Origin of the sequence: Billgrantia bachuensis, from assembly GCF_011742165.1 — a bacterium.
Classification (GTDB): domain Bacteria; phylum Pseudomonadota; class Gammaproteobacteria; order Pseudomonadales; family Halomonadaceae; genus Halomonas; species Halomonas bachuensis.
Genome location: NZ_JAAQTO010000054.1, coordinates 1 through 14,953 on the forward strand (window position 1 = coordinate 1; position 14,953 = coordinate 14,953).

Here is a 14,953-nt window from a genome sequence, read left to right on the forward strand (position 1 = left end):
AATAGCTCAGTGGTAGAGCATCGCCTTGCCAAGGCGAGGGTCGGGAGTTCGAATCTCCTTTCCCGCTCCAAATTCTTACGTATCTCGAAGATGCCAAGGCTCGGGCCGGGAGCCGGGGCGCCGGACCGTCGAATCTCCTTTCCCGCTCCAATTTTCCTCCCCCCAAGCTTTCGATTGCCTTGCCCGTGGGCGAGGCATGCTGCGTTTTTCCTGGGCCAGGCTTGAAAAATTCCTTCGCGCCCTAATCTCTTGAACTCATTTTCGCTTCGCAAGGATGTCCCATGGCCGAACCGGCGCTGTCGATCCGTGGCCTGACCAAGGTCTACGGCAACGGCTTTCACGCCCTGAAGGGGATCGACCTCGACGTCGAGCAGGGCGACTTCTTCGCCCTGCTGGGGCCCAACGGGGCCGGCAAGTCCACCACCCTGGGCGTGGTCTGCTCGCTGGTTCAGAAGACCGCCGGCAAGGTCTCGATCTTCGGTATCGACATCGACCGCGACTTCGCGCGTGCCAAGTATCATCTGGGCGTGGTGCCCCAGGAGTTCAACTTCAACCAGTTCGAGAAGGTGCTCGACATCGTGCTGGCCCAGGCGGGCTACTACGGCATGCCGCGTCGCGAGGCGCTGCCGCGTGCCGAGCGACTGTTGAAGGATCTCGGCCTGTGGGACAAGCGCAACGGCAGCGCGCGCATGCTCTCCGGCGGCATGAAGCGCCGCCTGATGATCGCTCGAGCGCTGATGCATCGGCCCAAGCTGCTGATCCTCGACGAGCCTACCGCCGGCGTCGACATCGAACTGCGCCGCAGCATGTGGGAGTACATGCGCCGCATCAATCGCGAGGAGGGCACCACCATCATCCTCACCACCCACTATCTCGAGGAGGCCGAGAGCCTCTGTCGCAACGTGGCGATCATCAACCACGGCGAGATCGTGCGGAATACCAGCGTTCGTGGCCTGTTGGCCGAGCTCGACACCGAGACCTTCCTGCTCGACCTGGCGCATCCCGTGGAGCAGGCCCCTTATATCGAGGGTTTCGAGGTGAACAAAGTGGAGGGCGCCCAGCTAGCCGTGGTCGTGCACCGCGGGCAGCGCCTGAACGATGTGTTCACTGCCTTGGGTGAACAGGACATCGAGGTGGTCTCGATGCGCAACCGCGCCAATCGGCTGGAGGAAATGTTCGTATCGATGGTAGAGCAGGGCAACGATGAGCGTCGTGAGGCCGAACGGGTGGAGGTGGGTAAATGAGCGCCAGCCAGATCGCCATCGCACTCTGGACCCTGGTCTTCAAGGAGATCAAGCGCTTCACGCGGATCTGGCCGCAGACATTGCTGCCGCCTTCGATCACCATGGCGATGTACTTCATCATCTTCGGCAGCCTGATCGGCTCGCGCATCGGCGAGATGGATGGCTTCAGCTACATGGACTTCATCGTTCCCGGGCTGATCATGATGGCGGTGATCACCAACAGCTACTCCAACGTGGCCTCGAGCTTCTTCTCCAACAAGTTCCAGCGCAGCGTGGAGGAGATGATGGTATCGCCCATGCCCAACTGGGTGATCCTCACCGGCTTCGTGCTCGGCGGCATGGCGCGCGGGCTGGGCGTTGGCCTGATCGTGACGCTAGTGTCGCTGTTCTTTACCCGCATCAGCGTGGCTCATCCGCTGCTGACCATCGGCGTGGTGGTGCTCACAGCGGCGCTGTTCTCCATCGGCGGCTTCATCAACGCGCTGCTGGCCAACAAGTTCGACGACGTTTCCATCGTGCCGACCTTCGTGCTCACGCCGTTGACCTACCTGGGCGGAGTGTTCTACTCGATCTCCCTGCTGCCGACCTTCTGGCAGAATGCCTCGCTGCTGAACCCGATCCTGTACATGGTCAACGTGTTCCGTCACGGTTTTCTCGGTGTCTCCGACATTCCCGTGGGCTGGGCGCTGGCCGCCATCGTCGCTTTCATCGTCGTGCTCTTCACCGTCGCGCTATGGATGCTGGAGCGCGGCAAAGGTATTCGTTCATGAGCCACAGACCCGATACGCTTGAGCATGCCCCGCTGGGGCGCGAGTCCGCCTACCCCGAGCACTACGACGCCGGGCTACTCTATCCCATTCCCCGCGAGGCCAATCGCGCGCCACTGGGCATCGAGGAGGGTAGCCTGCCCTTCGTCGGCGAGGACGAGTGGCACGCCTTCGAGGTCAGCTGGCTCAACGCCCGCGGCAAGCCGCTGGTGGCCGTGGCGCGCTTCCGCCTGCCGGCCGAGTCGCCCAACCTGATCGAGTCGAAGTCGTGGAAGCTCTACCTCAACAGCTTCAACCAGACCCGCTTCGAAAGCCGCGAGCAGGTGATCGACGTACTCGAGCGCGACCTGGCCAAGGCGGCCGGGGCGCACGTCGCGGTGGAGCTGTTCGGTGTCGATGACACGGCGCTTGCCGCCTGCCGGCTGCCCGGCGAGTGCCTCGATGAGCTCGATATCGAGGTCGACGATTACACGCCGAGCGCTGAGCACCTGCAGGTCGGCGAGGAGATCGTCGAGGAAACGCTCTACTCGCATCTGCTCAAGTCCAACTGTCCGGTCACCGGCCAGCCCGACTGGGGCAGCGTGCTGATCCGCTATCGTGGCCCCAGGCTCGACCGCGAGGGCCTGCTGCGCTACCTGATCGGTTATCGCCAACATCAGGACTTCCACGAGCACTGTGTCGAGCACATCTTCACCGACCTGATGGCCCGTGCTCGCCCCGAGCGGCTGCTGGTGCTGGCACGCTACGTGCGCCGCGGTGGGCTCGATATCAGCCCCTGGCGCGCCACGCCGGGCGAACGCCCTCCGGAGCCCCTGCGCTTGGCAAGACAGTAGGCCTGGCGCGCAGGTCTATCGCAGTTAGCAATTTCACTCGGGGCTGATCCGTCGACAGGGCTACGAGGAGGCGCTGTGAACCCGTCCTTGGGCGCTACTTTTGCCATCCATGGCAAAAGACCTCCTCTTCGACCTATCCCCGGCGCCCCTCTTCATGTCCAGCTGCGATAGCCCTAGCCTGGCGCGCCAGTAGCGCCTTGGGTAGAGTGCCGAGAAAGACTCAAGAGGAGAGCAACATGGATGCGATGACCCTGCTGCACGAACGCAGCTCCATGGGCAAGTTGACCGGCCCGGCGCCCAGCCCCGAGCAGATGGAAGCGATCTACCGCGCCGCGCTACGAGCCCCCGATCACAAGGAGCTGCGCCCGTGGCGCTTCATCGAGTTTTCCGGTGAAGGGCTCGAGCGGTTGGGGGAACTCTTCGCCGAAGCCGAGTACCGCGAGGACCCGAGCATCGAGGACGCCGCCCTGGACGCCGCGCGCAAGAAGCCGCTGCGCGCGCCGATGATAGTGGCTGTCGTCGCCAAGGTCACGCCCGACGTGGAGAAGGTGCCCAAGATCGAGCAGGTGATCTCGGCCGGCTGCGCCGCCCATGGCATCCTGCTGGCCGCACACGCCCTCGGGCTGGGCGCCATGTGGCGCAGCGGCAAGTACGCCTTCGACCCCACCGTACGCAAGGGGCTCGGCCTGGAGGGGGAGGACGAACTGATCGCCTTCATCTACCTTGGCCAGCTCGCCGGGCGCCACAAGCCCATTGCCGAGCATCGCCTCAGTGACTTCGTCGAACGCTGGACCTGACGCCATGCGTGAAATCGGCGTTCCCCACCCGCGCCTGCCGCTGCCCGCATCCGGCGAGCGCGACGATCCGCGGGCCTTTCTTGCCTGGCTGAGTGACGCCATCCCCATGGTCGAGCACCTGGGCATCCGCGAGATGCGCCGGGAAGGGGAGAGCCTGGTGTGGGAGCTTTCGCTGGCGCCCAACCTCAACGACAAGGGCACGGGCTTCGGCGGTGGGCTCACCGCGCAGACCACCCTGCTGGGCTGGTGCTGGACCACCCTGTGGCTGCGCGAGCGCGGCCATGCCCGCGACGTCGTCGTGGCCGAGGCCAGCCAGCGCTTCCTGGCGCCGGTCACCGGTGATTACCGCTTGACCTGCACGCCTGAGCGCGCGCACGGCTCCGAAACGCTGGCGGAGCGCTTGGCGAGCCGCGGGCGCGGTCGTATCGCTCTCACGCAGCAGCTCTGGTGCGGCGATACTCTATGCTTGGAAGCCTGCGGCGACTACGCCGTGCTGCCCGCCAGCTGACGGTGCTAGAGCCGAAAACCGGCTTGCAAACGCGTACTTAAGCCGTTAGACTTTGCGCCGTTCTGACGCACAAGGCACGGCCAAAAGGCGTGAGGACCACAATGTGGAGGGGTGTCCGAGTGGTCGAAGGAGCACGCCTGGAAAGTGTGTAAGTCGCAAGGCTTCGAGGGTTCGAATCCCTCCCCCTCCGCCACAGATACCGAGAAACCCGGCTCAGCGAGCCGGGTTTTTTGTGCGCGTTCACTTGTCCGACTAGCGCATCGACTTGCGATGCTTCGAATCGCATCACACGAACGCAGGGGCGCGGCTCAACCGGTCGTCTCCCTGGTCATGCCTCATCACACCTACCACACTGGGAACCAGCATGCCGCTGCGGCGGCTTCTCCTTGCTCAAACCCTGGGAGGCCAGATGAAGAAGCGTTCCGTAGCCTCGGTTCACCCCGCGTATCGCGACGACATCGGTGACTTGCAGACGCGCCGACCCTTGCCGGGGCCGGGCGTGCCGCAGGTCGATCCGTTCCTGTTCCTCAATCATCACGGCCCGCAGGTCTACCCGCCCAACAATGCCGGTCTGCCCTTCGGTCCGCACCCGCACCGTGGCTTCGAGACGGTGACCTTCATTCTCGAGGGCAGCCTGGCGCACCATGATTCGGGCGGCCATGCGAGCGTGATCGAGGCGGGCGGCGTGCAGTGGATGACGGCGGGCTCGGGGCTCGTGCATGCCGAGATCTCGCCACCCGAATTCAAGAAGCGGGGCGGCGCGCTGGAGATCCTGCAACTGTGGGTCAACCTACCTTCACGGCTGAAGATGGTGTCGCCGCACTATGTGGGGGTGCAGCGCGATGCGATACCCACCGTGACTCTCGATGAGGGGCGCGGTTCGCTCGAGCTGATCGCGGGAAAGTACGGCGACGAGGTGGGGTCGGTCGAATCGCTGACGCAGGTATTCATGTCAGTGGTTCGCCTCGAGGCCGGCGGACGTGTCGAACTACCGGCCCCGGCGGGGCGCAACGTATTTCTCTATACGGTATCCGGCCAGGCCCGCGTCGCGGGCGAAAGGGTCGAGCCTTGGCACTTGGTCGAGTTGAGCGACGACGGGGACACGGTTCTCCTCGAGGCTGTGACGCCGTGCTGCTATCTCTTCGGCCATGCCGAACCTATCGGCGAGCCGGTCGTCGCCCATGGCCCCTTCGTCATGAACACGCAGGAAGAAATCTCCCAGGCGGTACGCGACTACCAGTCCGGAAAGTTCGGCTCGGGGTTGACAATGTGAGCGGTTCACGATGTCAGCCATGGGAGGTCACCTCGTCATCGATACCGTGGCGCAGGCGGGCAGGGCGCGGGCGGCATCCAGCAGGAACTGCAGGGCGAGCATCGTGAATCCGATGGGCAGCAGGGCGTAGGGGAAGATCATGGGCGTGCCTAGCGAACTCGAGACGCGCTCGCTGTACTCGAAGGCCTGCAAGGCCATTATACCGCCACGCCACACCATGATGCCGCAGAACACCGCACCGAGCAGGCCGGTGACGACGTCGATCGCGGCGCGGCTGCGTGGCGGCAGCTTGTCCTTGAAGAAGGTGATGCGGATGTGAGCGTCGTGGCGCTGGGCTTCGGCGGCACCGATAACGGCCAGATAGACCAGCAGGAAAGAGTTGATCTCCAGGCTCCAACTGGTCGGGGCGGCGAAGGCGTAGCGCATGATGGCGTCATAGCAGATCGACACCATCATGAACACCAGCACCGCCATAGACGTCCAGCGCAGGACGGCCAGCAGGCCGTCCCAACTGCGTGTGGTTGAAGCGCTCATGTGGCGCTCCTCATGCCTCGCCCAGGGCCAGTGCGATGGCACGGTTGCCGACTTCTTCGCCGACCTCGTCCTTCCAGTGGTCCCAGACCGCCTGGACGCCGGCGTTGAACGTCTCGATATCCTCCTCGCTGGGCTCGATGATCTCGATTCCGGCTTCCTCGACTTGCGGCCAGTACTCGTTGGGATAGATGTCGTTGTTGCAGTGCTCGATGAAGTTCTCGTCGTACCAGTCGGCGGCCTGTTGCAGCACACCGCGCACGTCTTCGTCGAGGTTGTCCCAGGTGTCGCGCAGCATGAAGGGTGCCACCGAGAAGCCGGTGATCGGCAGCTTGTAGCAGTATTTGAGCTGCTCCTGGAGGCTGCGCCCGATGATCGTCGATATGTTGAAGATGCCGGCATCCACGGTGCCGCGCTGCAGCGCCATGTAGGTTTCCGAGGAGGGGATGCGGGTCGCCCCCACGTTGTAGGGTTCGAAGGCCTGGGTGGCCTCGAAACCGACGATGCGAACCTTCTTGCCGCGTACCTCGTCGAGGCTGCGGATGGGGCTCTCCTCGGTGCTCCACAGGTACTCCGGCTCGAGGATGCCGCCGCCGGAAGTGAGCAGGTAGAGGTTCTCCTCGGCCAGCACCTCGTTGATCAGTTCCATGAGCGGGCTGCCCTGGCGCAATCGCTCCGGGTGCCGATAGAGTTCACCCACCACACCGGGCAGGCCGGTCACGCCGAGAATGGGAATCGAGCGGGTGATATAGGAGAAGGTGTGGAACATGAAATCGATACTGCGTGCGCGCAGCGCCGGCAGTTGTTCGTCCACCTTGAGCAGTTGGCCGGAGTCGTAGAATTCCACCGACAGTGCGTCACCGCCGTTCTCCTGGAGCATTTCCACGAAGCGGTTGGAGCCGTAGGTCAGTGCCTTGTAGGAGTCGGGCAGGTAGGTGACCCCGGTGAGGGTGGTGGCGGCATGGCTGCGTGGCGCCAGCAGGCTATGCGTGCCGAACAGAGTGGCGCCGGCGGTGGCGAAGGTGCCGTACTTGAGGACTTGGCGACGGGACAGAGTCATGGCGAATCTCCCTTTGTTGTTGTAGCGGTTTACTTCTTTGACGGTGCTGCCCCGGGGTTACATCAGCCCCGGTAACCACAGGCTGAGGCTGGGCATGAAGACGAACAGCATCAGCACGAGGAACTGCACGGCGACGAAGGGCAGGGCGCTCTTGATGATTTCCTCCACGGAGAGTTCGGGGCAGACCCCGCGCAGGGCGTAGAGGTTGAGGCCCACCGGTGGGGTAACCACGGCGATCTCCAAATTGAGCACCATGACGATGCCGAACCACAGCGGGTCATAGCCCAGGGCGATGACCAGCGGCAGCAGCACCGGGGTGGTCACCACGATCAACGAGACGGCATCGACGATCATGCCGAGCAGGATCAGCAGCAGCATGACCGCCAACAGGATCGCCCAGGCGGGCAGGCCGGTAGCGGTAAGCGCCTCGGTGAGCAACTGGGGCACACGCACCATGTTGAGGTAGTCGCCGAAGATCTTGGCGCAGCCGATGATCAGCAGGATGGCACCGCTGATCCGGGCGGTGGTGCCGAGGATCTCCAGGAACTTGGCCCAGCTGAGGCTGCGAAACACCAGGGTGGCGATCAGGAAGGCGCCGGCCGCGCCGATGCCGGCGGCCTCGCTTGGGGTGGCCAGGCCCGAGTAGATGGAGCCCAGCACGGCGACAACCAGCAGGGCGGCATGCCAGATGTTGGCCAGGCTTGCCCAGCGCTGTTTCCAGGTGAAGCGCTCCTCGCTGGCCGGCGCCTCGGCCGGGTTGAGGCGCACGCGAACGTAAATGAACAGCGACAGGGCCAGTGCCAGCACGATACCGGGCACGATGCCACCGATGAAGAGGTCGGCCACCGAGACGCTGGATACCGCACCGTAGATGATGAAGGGCACGCTGGGTGGAATCAGCATGGCCAGTGCGCCGGCACTGACCACGGCGCCTGCGGCCAGCGAGCGGCTGTAGCCGCGCTGAAGCATCTGCGGCACGGCGATCGAGCCCACGGCGGCGACACCGGCGAGGCTCACCCCGGAGACGGCGCCGAACATGGCCGAGGCGCCCACCGAAGAGATCGCCAGGCTGCCGCGTAACCAGTTGAGCCAGCGCACCGCGGCGGTGAACAGGCTGGAACCTACCGGTGTCGCTCCCAGGAAATTGCCCATCAGGATGAACAGCGGCAGGGCGATCAACTCGAAGGCGTTGAGCTGACCGAACAGCGACGACGGGGCGAAGAAGAAGGCCAGCGAGCCGCGGGCCATGTAGAGGCCGATCAGGCCCGATAATCCCAGGGCGAGGAAGATCGGAAAACCGATGACGATCAGTCCCACGAGCACGATCAGAACGATGACGGGATCCATGGCGACTTCCTCAGATCACACCGTCGGCGCGCAGTGCGTCGATGGCTTCGGCGGTGAGCCCGATCCAGTCGGAAAGCACGGCTTCGGTGTGCTCGCCCAGCGCCGGGCCCGCGTGATTCACTCGTCCCGGTGTTTCGGAAAGGCGCGGAAAAACGTTCTGCATGGGAAGCGGTTGGCCCTGGCGGTCGAGGACCTCGACGATCGACTCGCGGGCCTGGAAGTGGGGGTCGTCGAGCATGTCGGGGGCGCGATAGACGAGGCCTGCCGGTACCCCGGCATCGGCGAGGATATCGACGACCTGCTGGGCATCGTGCTGCCGGGTCCAGGCGGCGATCAGGTCGTCGATGGCCTGCTGGTTGTCGCCGCGCGCCCGGTGGGTGGCGTAGTCGGGATGATCGGCCAGGCGCGACTGGCCCATGGCCTCGCACAGGCGCCGGAAGACGCTGTCCTGGTTGGCGCCGATGATCACGTCACGCCCGTCGCGGGCCGGGTAGGCGTTCGACGGGGCGATCTTGGGCAGGAAGCTGCCGCTGCGCTCACGCACCTTGCCGGCGCGGGCATAGTCGGGGACCAGACTCTCCATCATCGCCAGCACCGACTCGAAGATCGAGCTGTCGACCACCTGGCCGCGGCCGCTGCGGTCACGCTGGTGCAGCGCCATCATGGCGCCCAGCGCGGCGTGCAGGCCGGCCAGCGTATCGCCCAGGGAGATGCCCACGCGCACAGGGGGGCGATCCGGATAGCCGCTCACATAGCGCAGCCCACCCATGGCCTCGCATACCGAGGCGAAGCCGGCGCGCGAGGCGTAGGGACCGTCCTGGCCGAAGCCGGTGACGCGCACCATCACCAGGCGAGGATTGCGACGTGAGAGCTCATCAAAGCCCAGCCCCCAGTGCTCCATGGTACCGGGACGAAAGTTCTCTATGACGACATCGGCCTGGCTGGCCAGTTCGCGCAGGAGTTCCTGCCCGCGCGGTTGGCGAAGGTCGAGGGTAACGGACTGCTTGTTGCGGCCGATGACGTTCCACCACAGGGGCTCGCCGCTGGTGGGGTCCGCCTCGCCCCACTGTCGCATGGCGTCGCCCTTGCCGGGCGGCTCGACCTTGATCACTTGGGCACCGAAGTCGGCCAGTACCTGGCCGCAGTAGGGGCCGGCGATCAACTGGCCCAGTTCGAGCACCTTGATGTCGTCAAGAGGTAGCGGGGATATGCTGTCATGCGCAGTCATTGTTGTTGTGTGCCTCTCTTGGAGTCCCTGGATCAGCCAGGAGATGTCTGTGGCTCGTCGGGCGAATCCGGAAAGCGTACATGCAAGGCCTGAGCGGCCAACAGATGAGAGCGCATCACGTTTTCCGCCCAGGTGGAGCTACCGGCGCTAATCGCCTCCAGGATTTCGCGATGGTGGCGCATGCTGCGGCGCAGGTTGGCGAGATCGTAGTTGCCGAAGTTGCGCCGGATCACCGAGGTCCGCACCACACCGTCCAGCACCGCGGCCAGGCGCTGGTTGTCGCTCGCGGCGATCAGCTCGCGGTGGAACTCATGATTGAGGAGGGCAATTTCGTTACGCACCTCCGGTTCACGCTCGATGCGCTCGACGAGTTCCTCCATGCGGCTGGCCAGTTCCTCGAGATGCGCCAGGTGTGTCCGATTCATGCGCTCGCTGGCAAGCCGTACGGCCATGGGCTCGAGTACCAGGCGCAGCTCGAAGACTTCGCGGGCGTCTCTCTCCGTCCAGGCCACTACCCGCGCACCATGATGTGGAATCGCTTCCAGCCAGCCTTCGGAGACCAGCTCCCGCAGCGCCTCGCGCACCGGGGTACGGCTCACGCCGAGTTCGCGGGCGATGCTCGCCTCGCGAACGTATTCCTGGGCCCGGTAGTGACCGTCGAGAATCCGCTGCTTGATCACGTTGTGGACTTCAGCGGTAGCGGTTCTCGCTATCCGGGGGAGTTCGGATATGGAGGGTTGATTCATCGGTGTCTCAAAGAATTGCATGCAATATGGACTATAGGTGCAGGTTCTCGTGGCTTCTAACTCGACCTTGGTCGAAAATTGCATGCAATGCGTTATACGATGCTCACCGGGCCGACCAAGTCTCCCAGGGGTTCACCTACGTAAGGAGTCACCTACGTTTTTTGTAGTGAATCTCTTACAAGTCTTTCTAACTTGGGTTAACTCACGACTTCTCTTCCTATGCCATGGTGTGGATATCGGGCATGGATAGCCCAACACGGAAGGCCGAGCGACGGAATGCTCATACCCAGGGATGCTTGGGCAGGAAGCCCAAGGTTGGTTGGATGGGAAGCGTCGACAGGAAGCCCGGCCCCAGTGGCCGGGCTTCTCTTTTGGCAGGCTTGGTTTGACGCTGTGCCGACACTGTTTTTGTCGTCTTGAACGTTCGAAACGACAAGGCCCGTTGCGAGAGATGCCTGCTCTTGCGTTCTCTTCGGGTTCGCCAAAATATCGCATCTCATCGCACCTGACCCCGGCAGTTGGTCGGGGTCTCTGTTGTCTTGCTTGTCTACACGCACTGGAGCCGAGCCGCTCGGGGTTTCTGGATGCCGGCAATCAGCGAGCTCGGTATTCGCATTGCAAGGATAATAGCGTTAGAAAACTCATGCTGCCGTCGTAGGAGATTTAACTACACCGCTTGTCAGCAATTTCCTACAGCGGTGCATATCCCACGTTAACAGCAATTTGCTGCACTACTGCCATGCTTGTCAGCAAGAGCAAGGAAGCTCCGCAAGGAAGCCGAGTCAGGACGACTCAACGACCATGGATACCCGGCCAGGATGACCGGGATAGGAGCAAGGAAGCATGAGTTAGCCCGGCCGCAAGGCCGGGCTCTTGCTTTGTGTGTCCCTCCTGTTGCGTACCCAGGCCCTCCTGAATCATCGGCCGTCGACTCACCGTATTCCAAGCCTGGAAAAGCCACCATATAAGGGCGGATTCTTTGCTTTCGCTTCATTACAACAGAGGTGATGATGGAAGGTCGGCTGCCATGGGAGCGAAGGGGCGGCGCCGGTAGAGCAGAGGAGCAACGATCAGCGACAGCGCTGGCATAGCCGGTTGCGCTTGATCAATTATTTTAGAATTATCTGCTATAGATAAGCGTATCCTTCAATGGGTGACGGGATGTCCAAATCTGACTGGCTGGTCAAGGCTCGTCGTTCCACATTCGCCGGGCTGTGGGCCGGCCTGTCGTCGGTTGCGTCTGCCTCCGCTGGAGCGGCCGTCATGCCTGCTGCTGGCTGGGGCGTGGTGCTGCTGGTCGTGGTGTCGGTTCTGGTCCTGGCAGGACTGGCCTATAGGCGCCGGCTTTTGAGCGATGTCGAAAGGTTGCGGGCCAGCCACGAAGAGCTGACGACCATCCTCGACAGCGTCGACGCCTGTATCTACGTCAAGTCGAGCGACTTTCGCTACCAGTATGTCAACCGCAAGGGCTGCGAGATCGTAGGCCTGCCGGCCGAGGCGGTCCTGGGCAAGACCGACAGTGATATCTTCGATTCGGTCACGGCAGCGGAGCTGCGCTTCAACGACCGGCGAGTCATGGAGCAAGGCGAGAAAGTCGTGGTGGAAGAGGGATATGTGAAGGCCCAGGACGAGACCGCCTTCACCTTTCTGTCGATCAAGCTGCCGCTGCTCAGAGCCGATGGCTCGATTCGTGCGCTCTGTGGCATCTCCACCGACGTCACCGAATATCGCGATATCCAGGAGAGCAAGCATCGGCTGACGTTCTACGATTCGTTGACGGGGCTGCCCAACCGGCGCCTGCTGCTCGATCGGTTGGAAATGGTGGTCAAGGGCACTCGTCGCTCAGAGCGCTATGCGGCCCTGCTGTTCATCGACCTGGACGACTTCAAGGTCGTCAACGAGACCCAGGGGTTGCAGCGGGGGGACCGTTTTCTGCGCCAGGTGGCACAGAAACTGGAAGAGGTAGTGCGCGAGAGCGATACCCTGGCGCGGCTGGGAGCCGATGAGTTCGTGCTGATGATTCACGACCTCGGCCTCGACGTGGAGCAGGCGGCTCATGCCGCTGAACGCGTGGCCGAGAAGCTGTTGGGGCAGATTGCGAGTGCCCAGACCGATGACGACCAGGCGCTGACCCTGCCCATCTCGGCGAGTATCGGCATCTCCTTGTTTGCCAACGGCCAGGCGAACGTCGACAGTGCCATGCAACAGGCGGACATCGCCCTGCAGCAGGCCAAGGCCGCGGGCGGCAACACCCTACGCTTCTTCAATGCCGACATGCAGGCCGACGTGATGGAGCGGGTGCATCTCGAGGCCGACCTGCATCAGGCGTTGGCGCGCGACGAGCTGCGCCTGCATTACCAGATCCAGGTGGACGATCACGCGAAAGTGACGGGCGTCGAGGCTTTGATACGCTGGGAACATCCGCGGCGTGGCTTGGTGTCTCCTGCGCTTTTCATTCCGCTCGCCGAGAAGAACCGGCTGATCCTGCCGATCGGCTACTGGGTGCTCGAGACCGCTTGCCGCCAATTGGCCGCATGGGCGCAGGAGAGCGGCAAGGAGAGACTGACGATCGCCGTCAACGTCAGCTCGGTGCAGTTCCACCAGCCCGACTTCGTGGCCCGTGTCCAGCATACACTGGAAGGAACGGGCGCCAATCCTGGCCGGCTGGTGCTGGAAGTCACCGAGAGCCTGCTGATGGAGGAGCCGGAGCGTGTGCGCAACATCATGCTGCGCCTGAGCAAGCTCGGCATACGTTTTTCCCTGGATGACTTCGGTACCGGCTATTCATCGCTGAACTACCTGAAGCGGCTCCCCTTGGATGAGCTCAAGATCGACAAGTCGTTCATCGATGGCGTGCTCGACGACCCGGTTGATGCCGCCATCGTCACCACCACCATCACCTTGGCGAACAGCTTGGGGCTCGAGGTCACGGCCGAGGGAGTCGAGACGGAGGCGCAGCACCGCTGGCTGCTGGAACATGGCTGCGAGGCCTTCCAGGGCTATCTGTTCGGCCGTCCGCTGGCCCTGGAAGAACTGGCATTGCCCGAGCAGGCTTGCTCCATTTCCTCCTGATAAAGGGAGTTCGTGCCGAGCTTCCTCCTTTTCCTGGCGTCGCTGGGGTAAGCTGAGCGTGTCATGTCGCCGAGAAGCTCGCTTCTCTGTCATGTTTACCACTACAACGGAGCCTTTCATGCCATTTCGTTCCTTGCTTGCCGCCGCCGTGCTGATCCTTCCGCTTACGGCCATGGCCGAGTCGCCCAACATCGTGCCGGGTCAGTGGCAGTTTTCCAGCACTACGTCCGTCAAGGGCGATGTGCCGATTCCCGATCAGTCCGACAGCTACCAGGAGTGCATCGTCCAGGGCGATCTGGACGACGCCGATTTCCAATTTCTCGAAGTGGAAGAAGGCTGTGAGCTGCTCGAGCACAACGTCTCGGCGGATGGTGTCGATTACAAGATGGTCTGTCATGCCGAGGGTGGCGAAGCCAATATCGACGGGCGCATGGGGTTCCTGGGTGAACGCGTCGAGGGTAACGTGAACATCGATACCGAATCGCCGATGGGGCAGATGCAACTGGAAACTACCATCGAGGGTGAACGTCTCGGCGACTGTTGAGGGTATTCCGGACAGGAACGTCACGAGGGCCACCCTTTGGGGTGGCCCTCATTGTATGGCCTCGTCGGATCGGGACGATGCGAGCTAGTAAGTTCACTGCGTTGGCTGGGTGGATGCGCTCAGTTCATGAATGAGAAAAATCTCCTCGGCATGGCGCGCGGCGCCCTCATAGTCGGGAAACAGCGTGGCCGCAGAATGCCCATGGCGGTCGCACTCGCGCATCAGCGCGGGAATGTCGCGTACCGACAGGCTGTGTCGGGTCAGGAAGTGCGCCGCTTCGGGCTGCTCCTCCAGGCATAAGTTGGGCACTCTGCGACCCTTGATCAGGGTGAAGATGCCGCGCTGGGCGGGCAGGTGGGCGCTCACGCTGCCAGGAGCCCGCTTGATCTCGAAGTCACTTCGATAGCGTGCCGATGCGTCGATATCGAGCTCCCAGATGGCCAGCTTGCGCGAGAGCGGGTCGTCGTAGAGCCCCTCCCCCTTCTCAGTGCAGCCGCGGCGGCAAAGTAGGCGGCGATGAGCGGAGCCGTGGTCCAGTCGAGCAGGCGCGTGGGAACTCCGTAGTGCTGGGCTTGAGCCATCAGCGAAAGCATCTCGTTGCTATCGCCCGGCCATTGGCTGGCCTGCGCAGAAGAGACGTTTCTCTGATCCCTGTCGACAAGACTCGGGTCGTCCAGGAAATTGCGCAGCTTTTCGCTATCGCCGGAAACGGGCAGGCCGGCTTTGTCGCAGGCATTGACGAAGAGCAGCAAGAAGTGATTCTCCAGGCGCATGGAGTCGTGCTCGGTATCCAGCCCGCTCAGTCGGGTCTGCGCCTGATAACGTCGATTGCGCACGATGGAGGGCTCGAGCCGCCAGGTCGAATTGCCATGCCCCCGGTAAGCCCTGGCGCCTGGTGCGGTGTCGGTCAGCGCACGTATCAAGCTGTCGACGTCTTCGTGTTCGATTTCGCGGGGTTCCATCATTGCTCCTCCTCGTACCGCTTGGCTTGCCGAAGCAGTGG

15 protein-coding genes and 1 tRNA gene are annotated in these 14,953 nt (G+C 63.1%); 9 read left to right on the top strand and 7 right to left on the bottom strand.

The genetic code is table 11. The features are described 5' to 3' along the window. Positions 1–281: 281 nt before the first annotated feature. From HBJ55_RS19015 to HBJ55_RS19045, 7 genes are all read left to right on the top strand, one after another. On the top strand, positions 282–1,244 hold the full coding sequence (locus HBJ55_RS19015) for an ABC transporter ATP-binding protein (RefSeq protein ID WP_167118799.1): 963 nt from the start codon (positions 282–284) through the stop codon (positions 1,242–1,244). After that, positions 1,241–2,014, top strand: a complete 774-nt coding sequence (locus HBJ55_RS19020) for an ABC transporter permease (protein WP_167118802.1) — start codon at positions 1,241–1,243, stop codon at positions 2,012–2,014. Before HBJ55_RS19015 ends, HBJ55_RS19020 begins: the two co-directional genes overlap by 4 nt. Further along, positions 2,011–2,844, top strand: coding sequence for an NADPH-dependent 7-cyano-7-deazaguanine reductase QueF (queF, locus tag HBJ55_RS19025; protein WP_167118804.1), 834 nt, complete (start codon positions 2,011–2,013; stop codon positions 2,842–2,844). Before HBJ55_RS19020 ends, queF begins: the two co-directional genes overlap by 4 nt. A gap of 236 nt (positions 2,845–3,080) precedes the next feature. After that, entirely contained in the window at positions 3,081–3,641 is a 561-nt protein-coding gene (locus HBJ55_RS19030; RefSeq protein WP_167118806.1) for a nitroreductase family protein, read from the top strand. Positions 3,642–3,645: 4 nt separating this feature from the next. After that, positions 3,646–4,149 (top strand): YiiD C-terminal domain-containing protein, encoded by a 504-nt coding sequence (locus tag HBJ55_RS19035; protein WP_167118808.1) that lies wholly within the window; start codon positions 3,646–3,648, stop codon positions 4,147–4,149. Between the two features lie 105 nt (positions 4,150–4,254). Next, a tRNA-Ser gene (locus HBJ55_RS19040) sits at positions 4,255–4,342 on the top strand. A gap of 216 nt (positions 4,343–4,558) precedes the next feature. Continuing rightward, a complete protein-coding gene (locus HBJ55_RS19045; protein WP_167118810.1) occupies positions 4,559–5,422 on the top strand; it encodes a pirin family protein in 864 nt (287 codons plus the stop codon). Between the two features lie 27 nt (positions 5,423–5,449). Here HBJ55_RS19045 and HBJ55_RS19050 read toward each other — a convergent pair whose 3' ends face one another. Genes HBJ55_RS19050 through HBJ55_RS19070 form a run of 5 tightly spaced genes read right to left on the bottom strand, consistent with a single transcriptional unit; the run spans position 5,450 to position 10,334 of the window. Beyond that, on the bottom strand, positions 5,450–5,956 hold the full coding sequence (locus HBJ55_RS19050; protein WP_167118812.1) for a TRAP transporter small permease subunit: 507 nt from the start codon (positions 5,954–5,956) through the stop codon (positions 5,450–5,452). A gap of 10 nt (positions 5,957–5,966) precedes the next feature. Beyond that, positions 5,967–7,013 (bottom strand): TRAP transporter substrate-binding protein, encoded by a 1,047-nt coding sequence (locus tag HBJ55_RS19055; protein WP_167118815.1) that lies wholly within the window; start codon positions 7,011–7,013, stop codon positions 5,967–5,969. A gap of 57 nt (positions 7,014–7,070) precedes the next feature. Further along, positions 7,071–8,360 (bottom strand): TRAP transporter large permease, encoded by a 1,290-nt coding sequence (locus tag HBJ55_RS19060; RefSeq protein ID WP_167118817.1) that lies wholly within the window; start codon positions 8,358–8,360, stop codon positions 7,071–7,073. Between the two features lie 10 nt (positions 8,361–8,370). Continuing rightward, positions 8,371–9,588 carry a CaiB/BaiF CoA transferase family protein gene (locus HBJ55_RS19065; protein ID WP_167118820.1) on the bottom strand — a complete coding sequence of 406 codons (1,218 nt, stop codon included), beginning with the start codon at positions 9,586–9,588 and terminating at the stop codon, positions 8,371–8,373. 32 nt (positions 9,589–9,620) lie between these two features. Beyond that, positions 9,621–10,334 carry a GntR family transcriptional regulator gene (locus HBJ55_RS19070; protein WP_167118822.1) on the bottom strand — a complete coding sequence of 238 codons (714 nt, stop codon included), beginning with the start codon at positions 10,332–10,334 and terminating at the stop codon, positions 9,621–9,623. A gap of 1,161 nt (positions 10,335–11,495) precedes the next feature. Here HBJ55_RS19070 and HBJ55_RS19075 point away from each other — a divergent pair. Beyond that, positions 11,496–13,406, top strand: a complete 1,911-nt coding sequence (locus HBJ55_RS19075) for a putative bifunctional diguanylate cyclase/phosphodiesterase (protein ID WP_240936199.1) — start codon at positions 11,496–11,498, stop codon at positions 13,404–13,406. 118 nt (positions 13,407–13,524) lie between these two features. Further along, positions 13,525–13,950, top strand: coding sequence for a DUF3617 domain-containing protein (locus tag HBJ55_RS19080; protein WP_167118824.1), 426 nt, complete (start codon positions 13,525–13,527; stop codon positions 13,948–13,950). Positions 13,951–14,043: 93 nt separating this feature from the next. Here HBJ55_RS19080 and HBJ55_RS19085 read toward each other — a convergent pair whose 3' ends face one another. Beyond that, on the bottom strand, positions 14,044–14,316 hold the full coding sequence (locus HBJ55_RS19085) for a hypothetical protein (RefSeq protein ID WP_167118827.1): 273 nt from the start codon (positions 14,314–14,316) through the stop codon (positions 14,044–14,046). Beyond that, positions 14,313–14,915: an FRG domain-containing protein gene (locus HBJ55_RS19090; protein ID WP_167118829.1), complete on the bottom strand. Its 603-nt coding sequence runs from the start codon at positions 14,913–14,915 to the stop codon at positions 14,313–14,315. Before HBJ55_RS19090 ends, HBJ55_RS19085 begins: the two co-directional genes overlap by 4 nt. Between the last annotated feature and the right edge of the window lie 38 nt (positions 14,916–14,953).

Bases quoted from the DNA above. Each gene is read 5' to 3' on its own strand.
- HBJ55_RS19050 (WP_167118812.1), bottom strand. From the start codon at position 5,956: ATGAGCGCTTCAACCACACGCAGTTGGGACGGCCTGCTGGCCGTCCTG.
- HBJ55_RS19090 (WP_167118829.1), bottom strand. From the start codon at position 14,915: ATGATGGAACCCCGCGAAATCGAACACGAAGACGTCGACAGCTTGATA.
- HBJ55_RS19070 (WP_167118822.1), bottom strand. From the start codon at position 10,334: ATGAATCAACCCTCCATATCCGAACTCCCCCGGATAGCGAGAACCGCT.
- HBJ55_RS19030 (WP_167118806.1), top strand. From the start codon at position 3,081: ATGGATGCGATGACCCTGCTGCACGAACGCAGCTCCATGGGCAAGTTG.
- HBJ55_RS19080 (WP_167118824.1), top strand. From the start codon at position 13,525: ATGCCATTTCGTTCCTTGCTTGCCGCCGCCGTGCTGATCCTTCCGCTT.
- queF (WP_167118804.1), top strand. From the start codon at position 2,011: ATGAGCCACAGACCCGATACGCTTGAGCATGCCCCGCTGGGGCGCGAG.
- HBJ55_RS19060 (WP_167118817.1), bottom strand. From the start codon at position 8,360: ATGGATCCCGTCATCGTTCTGATCGTGCTCGTGGGACTGATCGTCATC.
- HBJ55_RS19065 (WP_167118820.1), bottom strand. From the start codon at position 9,588: ATGACTGCGCATGACAGCATATCCCCGCTACCTCTTGACGACATCAAG.
- HBJ55_RS19045 (WP_167118810.1), top strand. From the start codon at position 4,559: ATGAAGAAGCGTTCCGTAGCCTCGGTTCACCCCGCGTATCGCGACGAC.
- HBJ55_RS19035 (WP_167118808.1), top strand. From the start codon at position 3,646: ATGCGTGAAATCGGCGTTCCCCACCCGCGCCTGCCGCTGCCCGCATCC.
- HBJ55_RS19020 (WP_167118802.1), top strand. From the start codon at position 1,241: ATGAGCGCCAGCCAGATCGCCATCGCACTCTGGACCCTGGTCTTCAAG.
- HBJ55_RS19075 (WP_240936199.1), top strand. From the start codon at position 11,496: ATGTCCAAATCTGACTGGCTGGTCAAGGCTCGTCGTTCCACATTCGCC.
- HBJ55_RS19055 (WP_167118815.1), bottom strand. From the start codon at position 7,013: ATGACTCTGTCCCGTCGCCAAGTCCTCAAGTACGGCACCTTCGCCACC.
- HBJ55_RS19015 (WP_167118799.1), top strand. From the start codon at position 282: ATGGCCGAACCGGCGCTGTCGATCCGTGGCCTGACCAAGGTCTACGGC.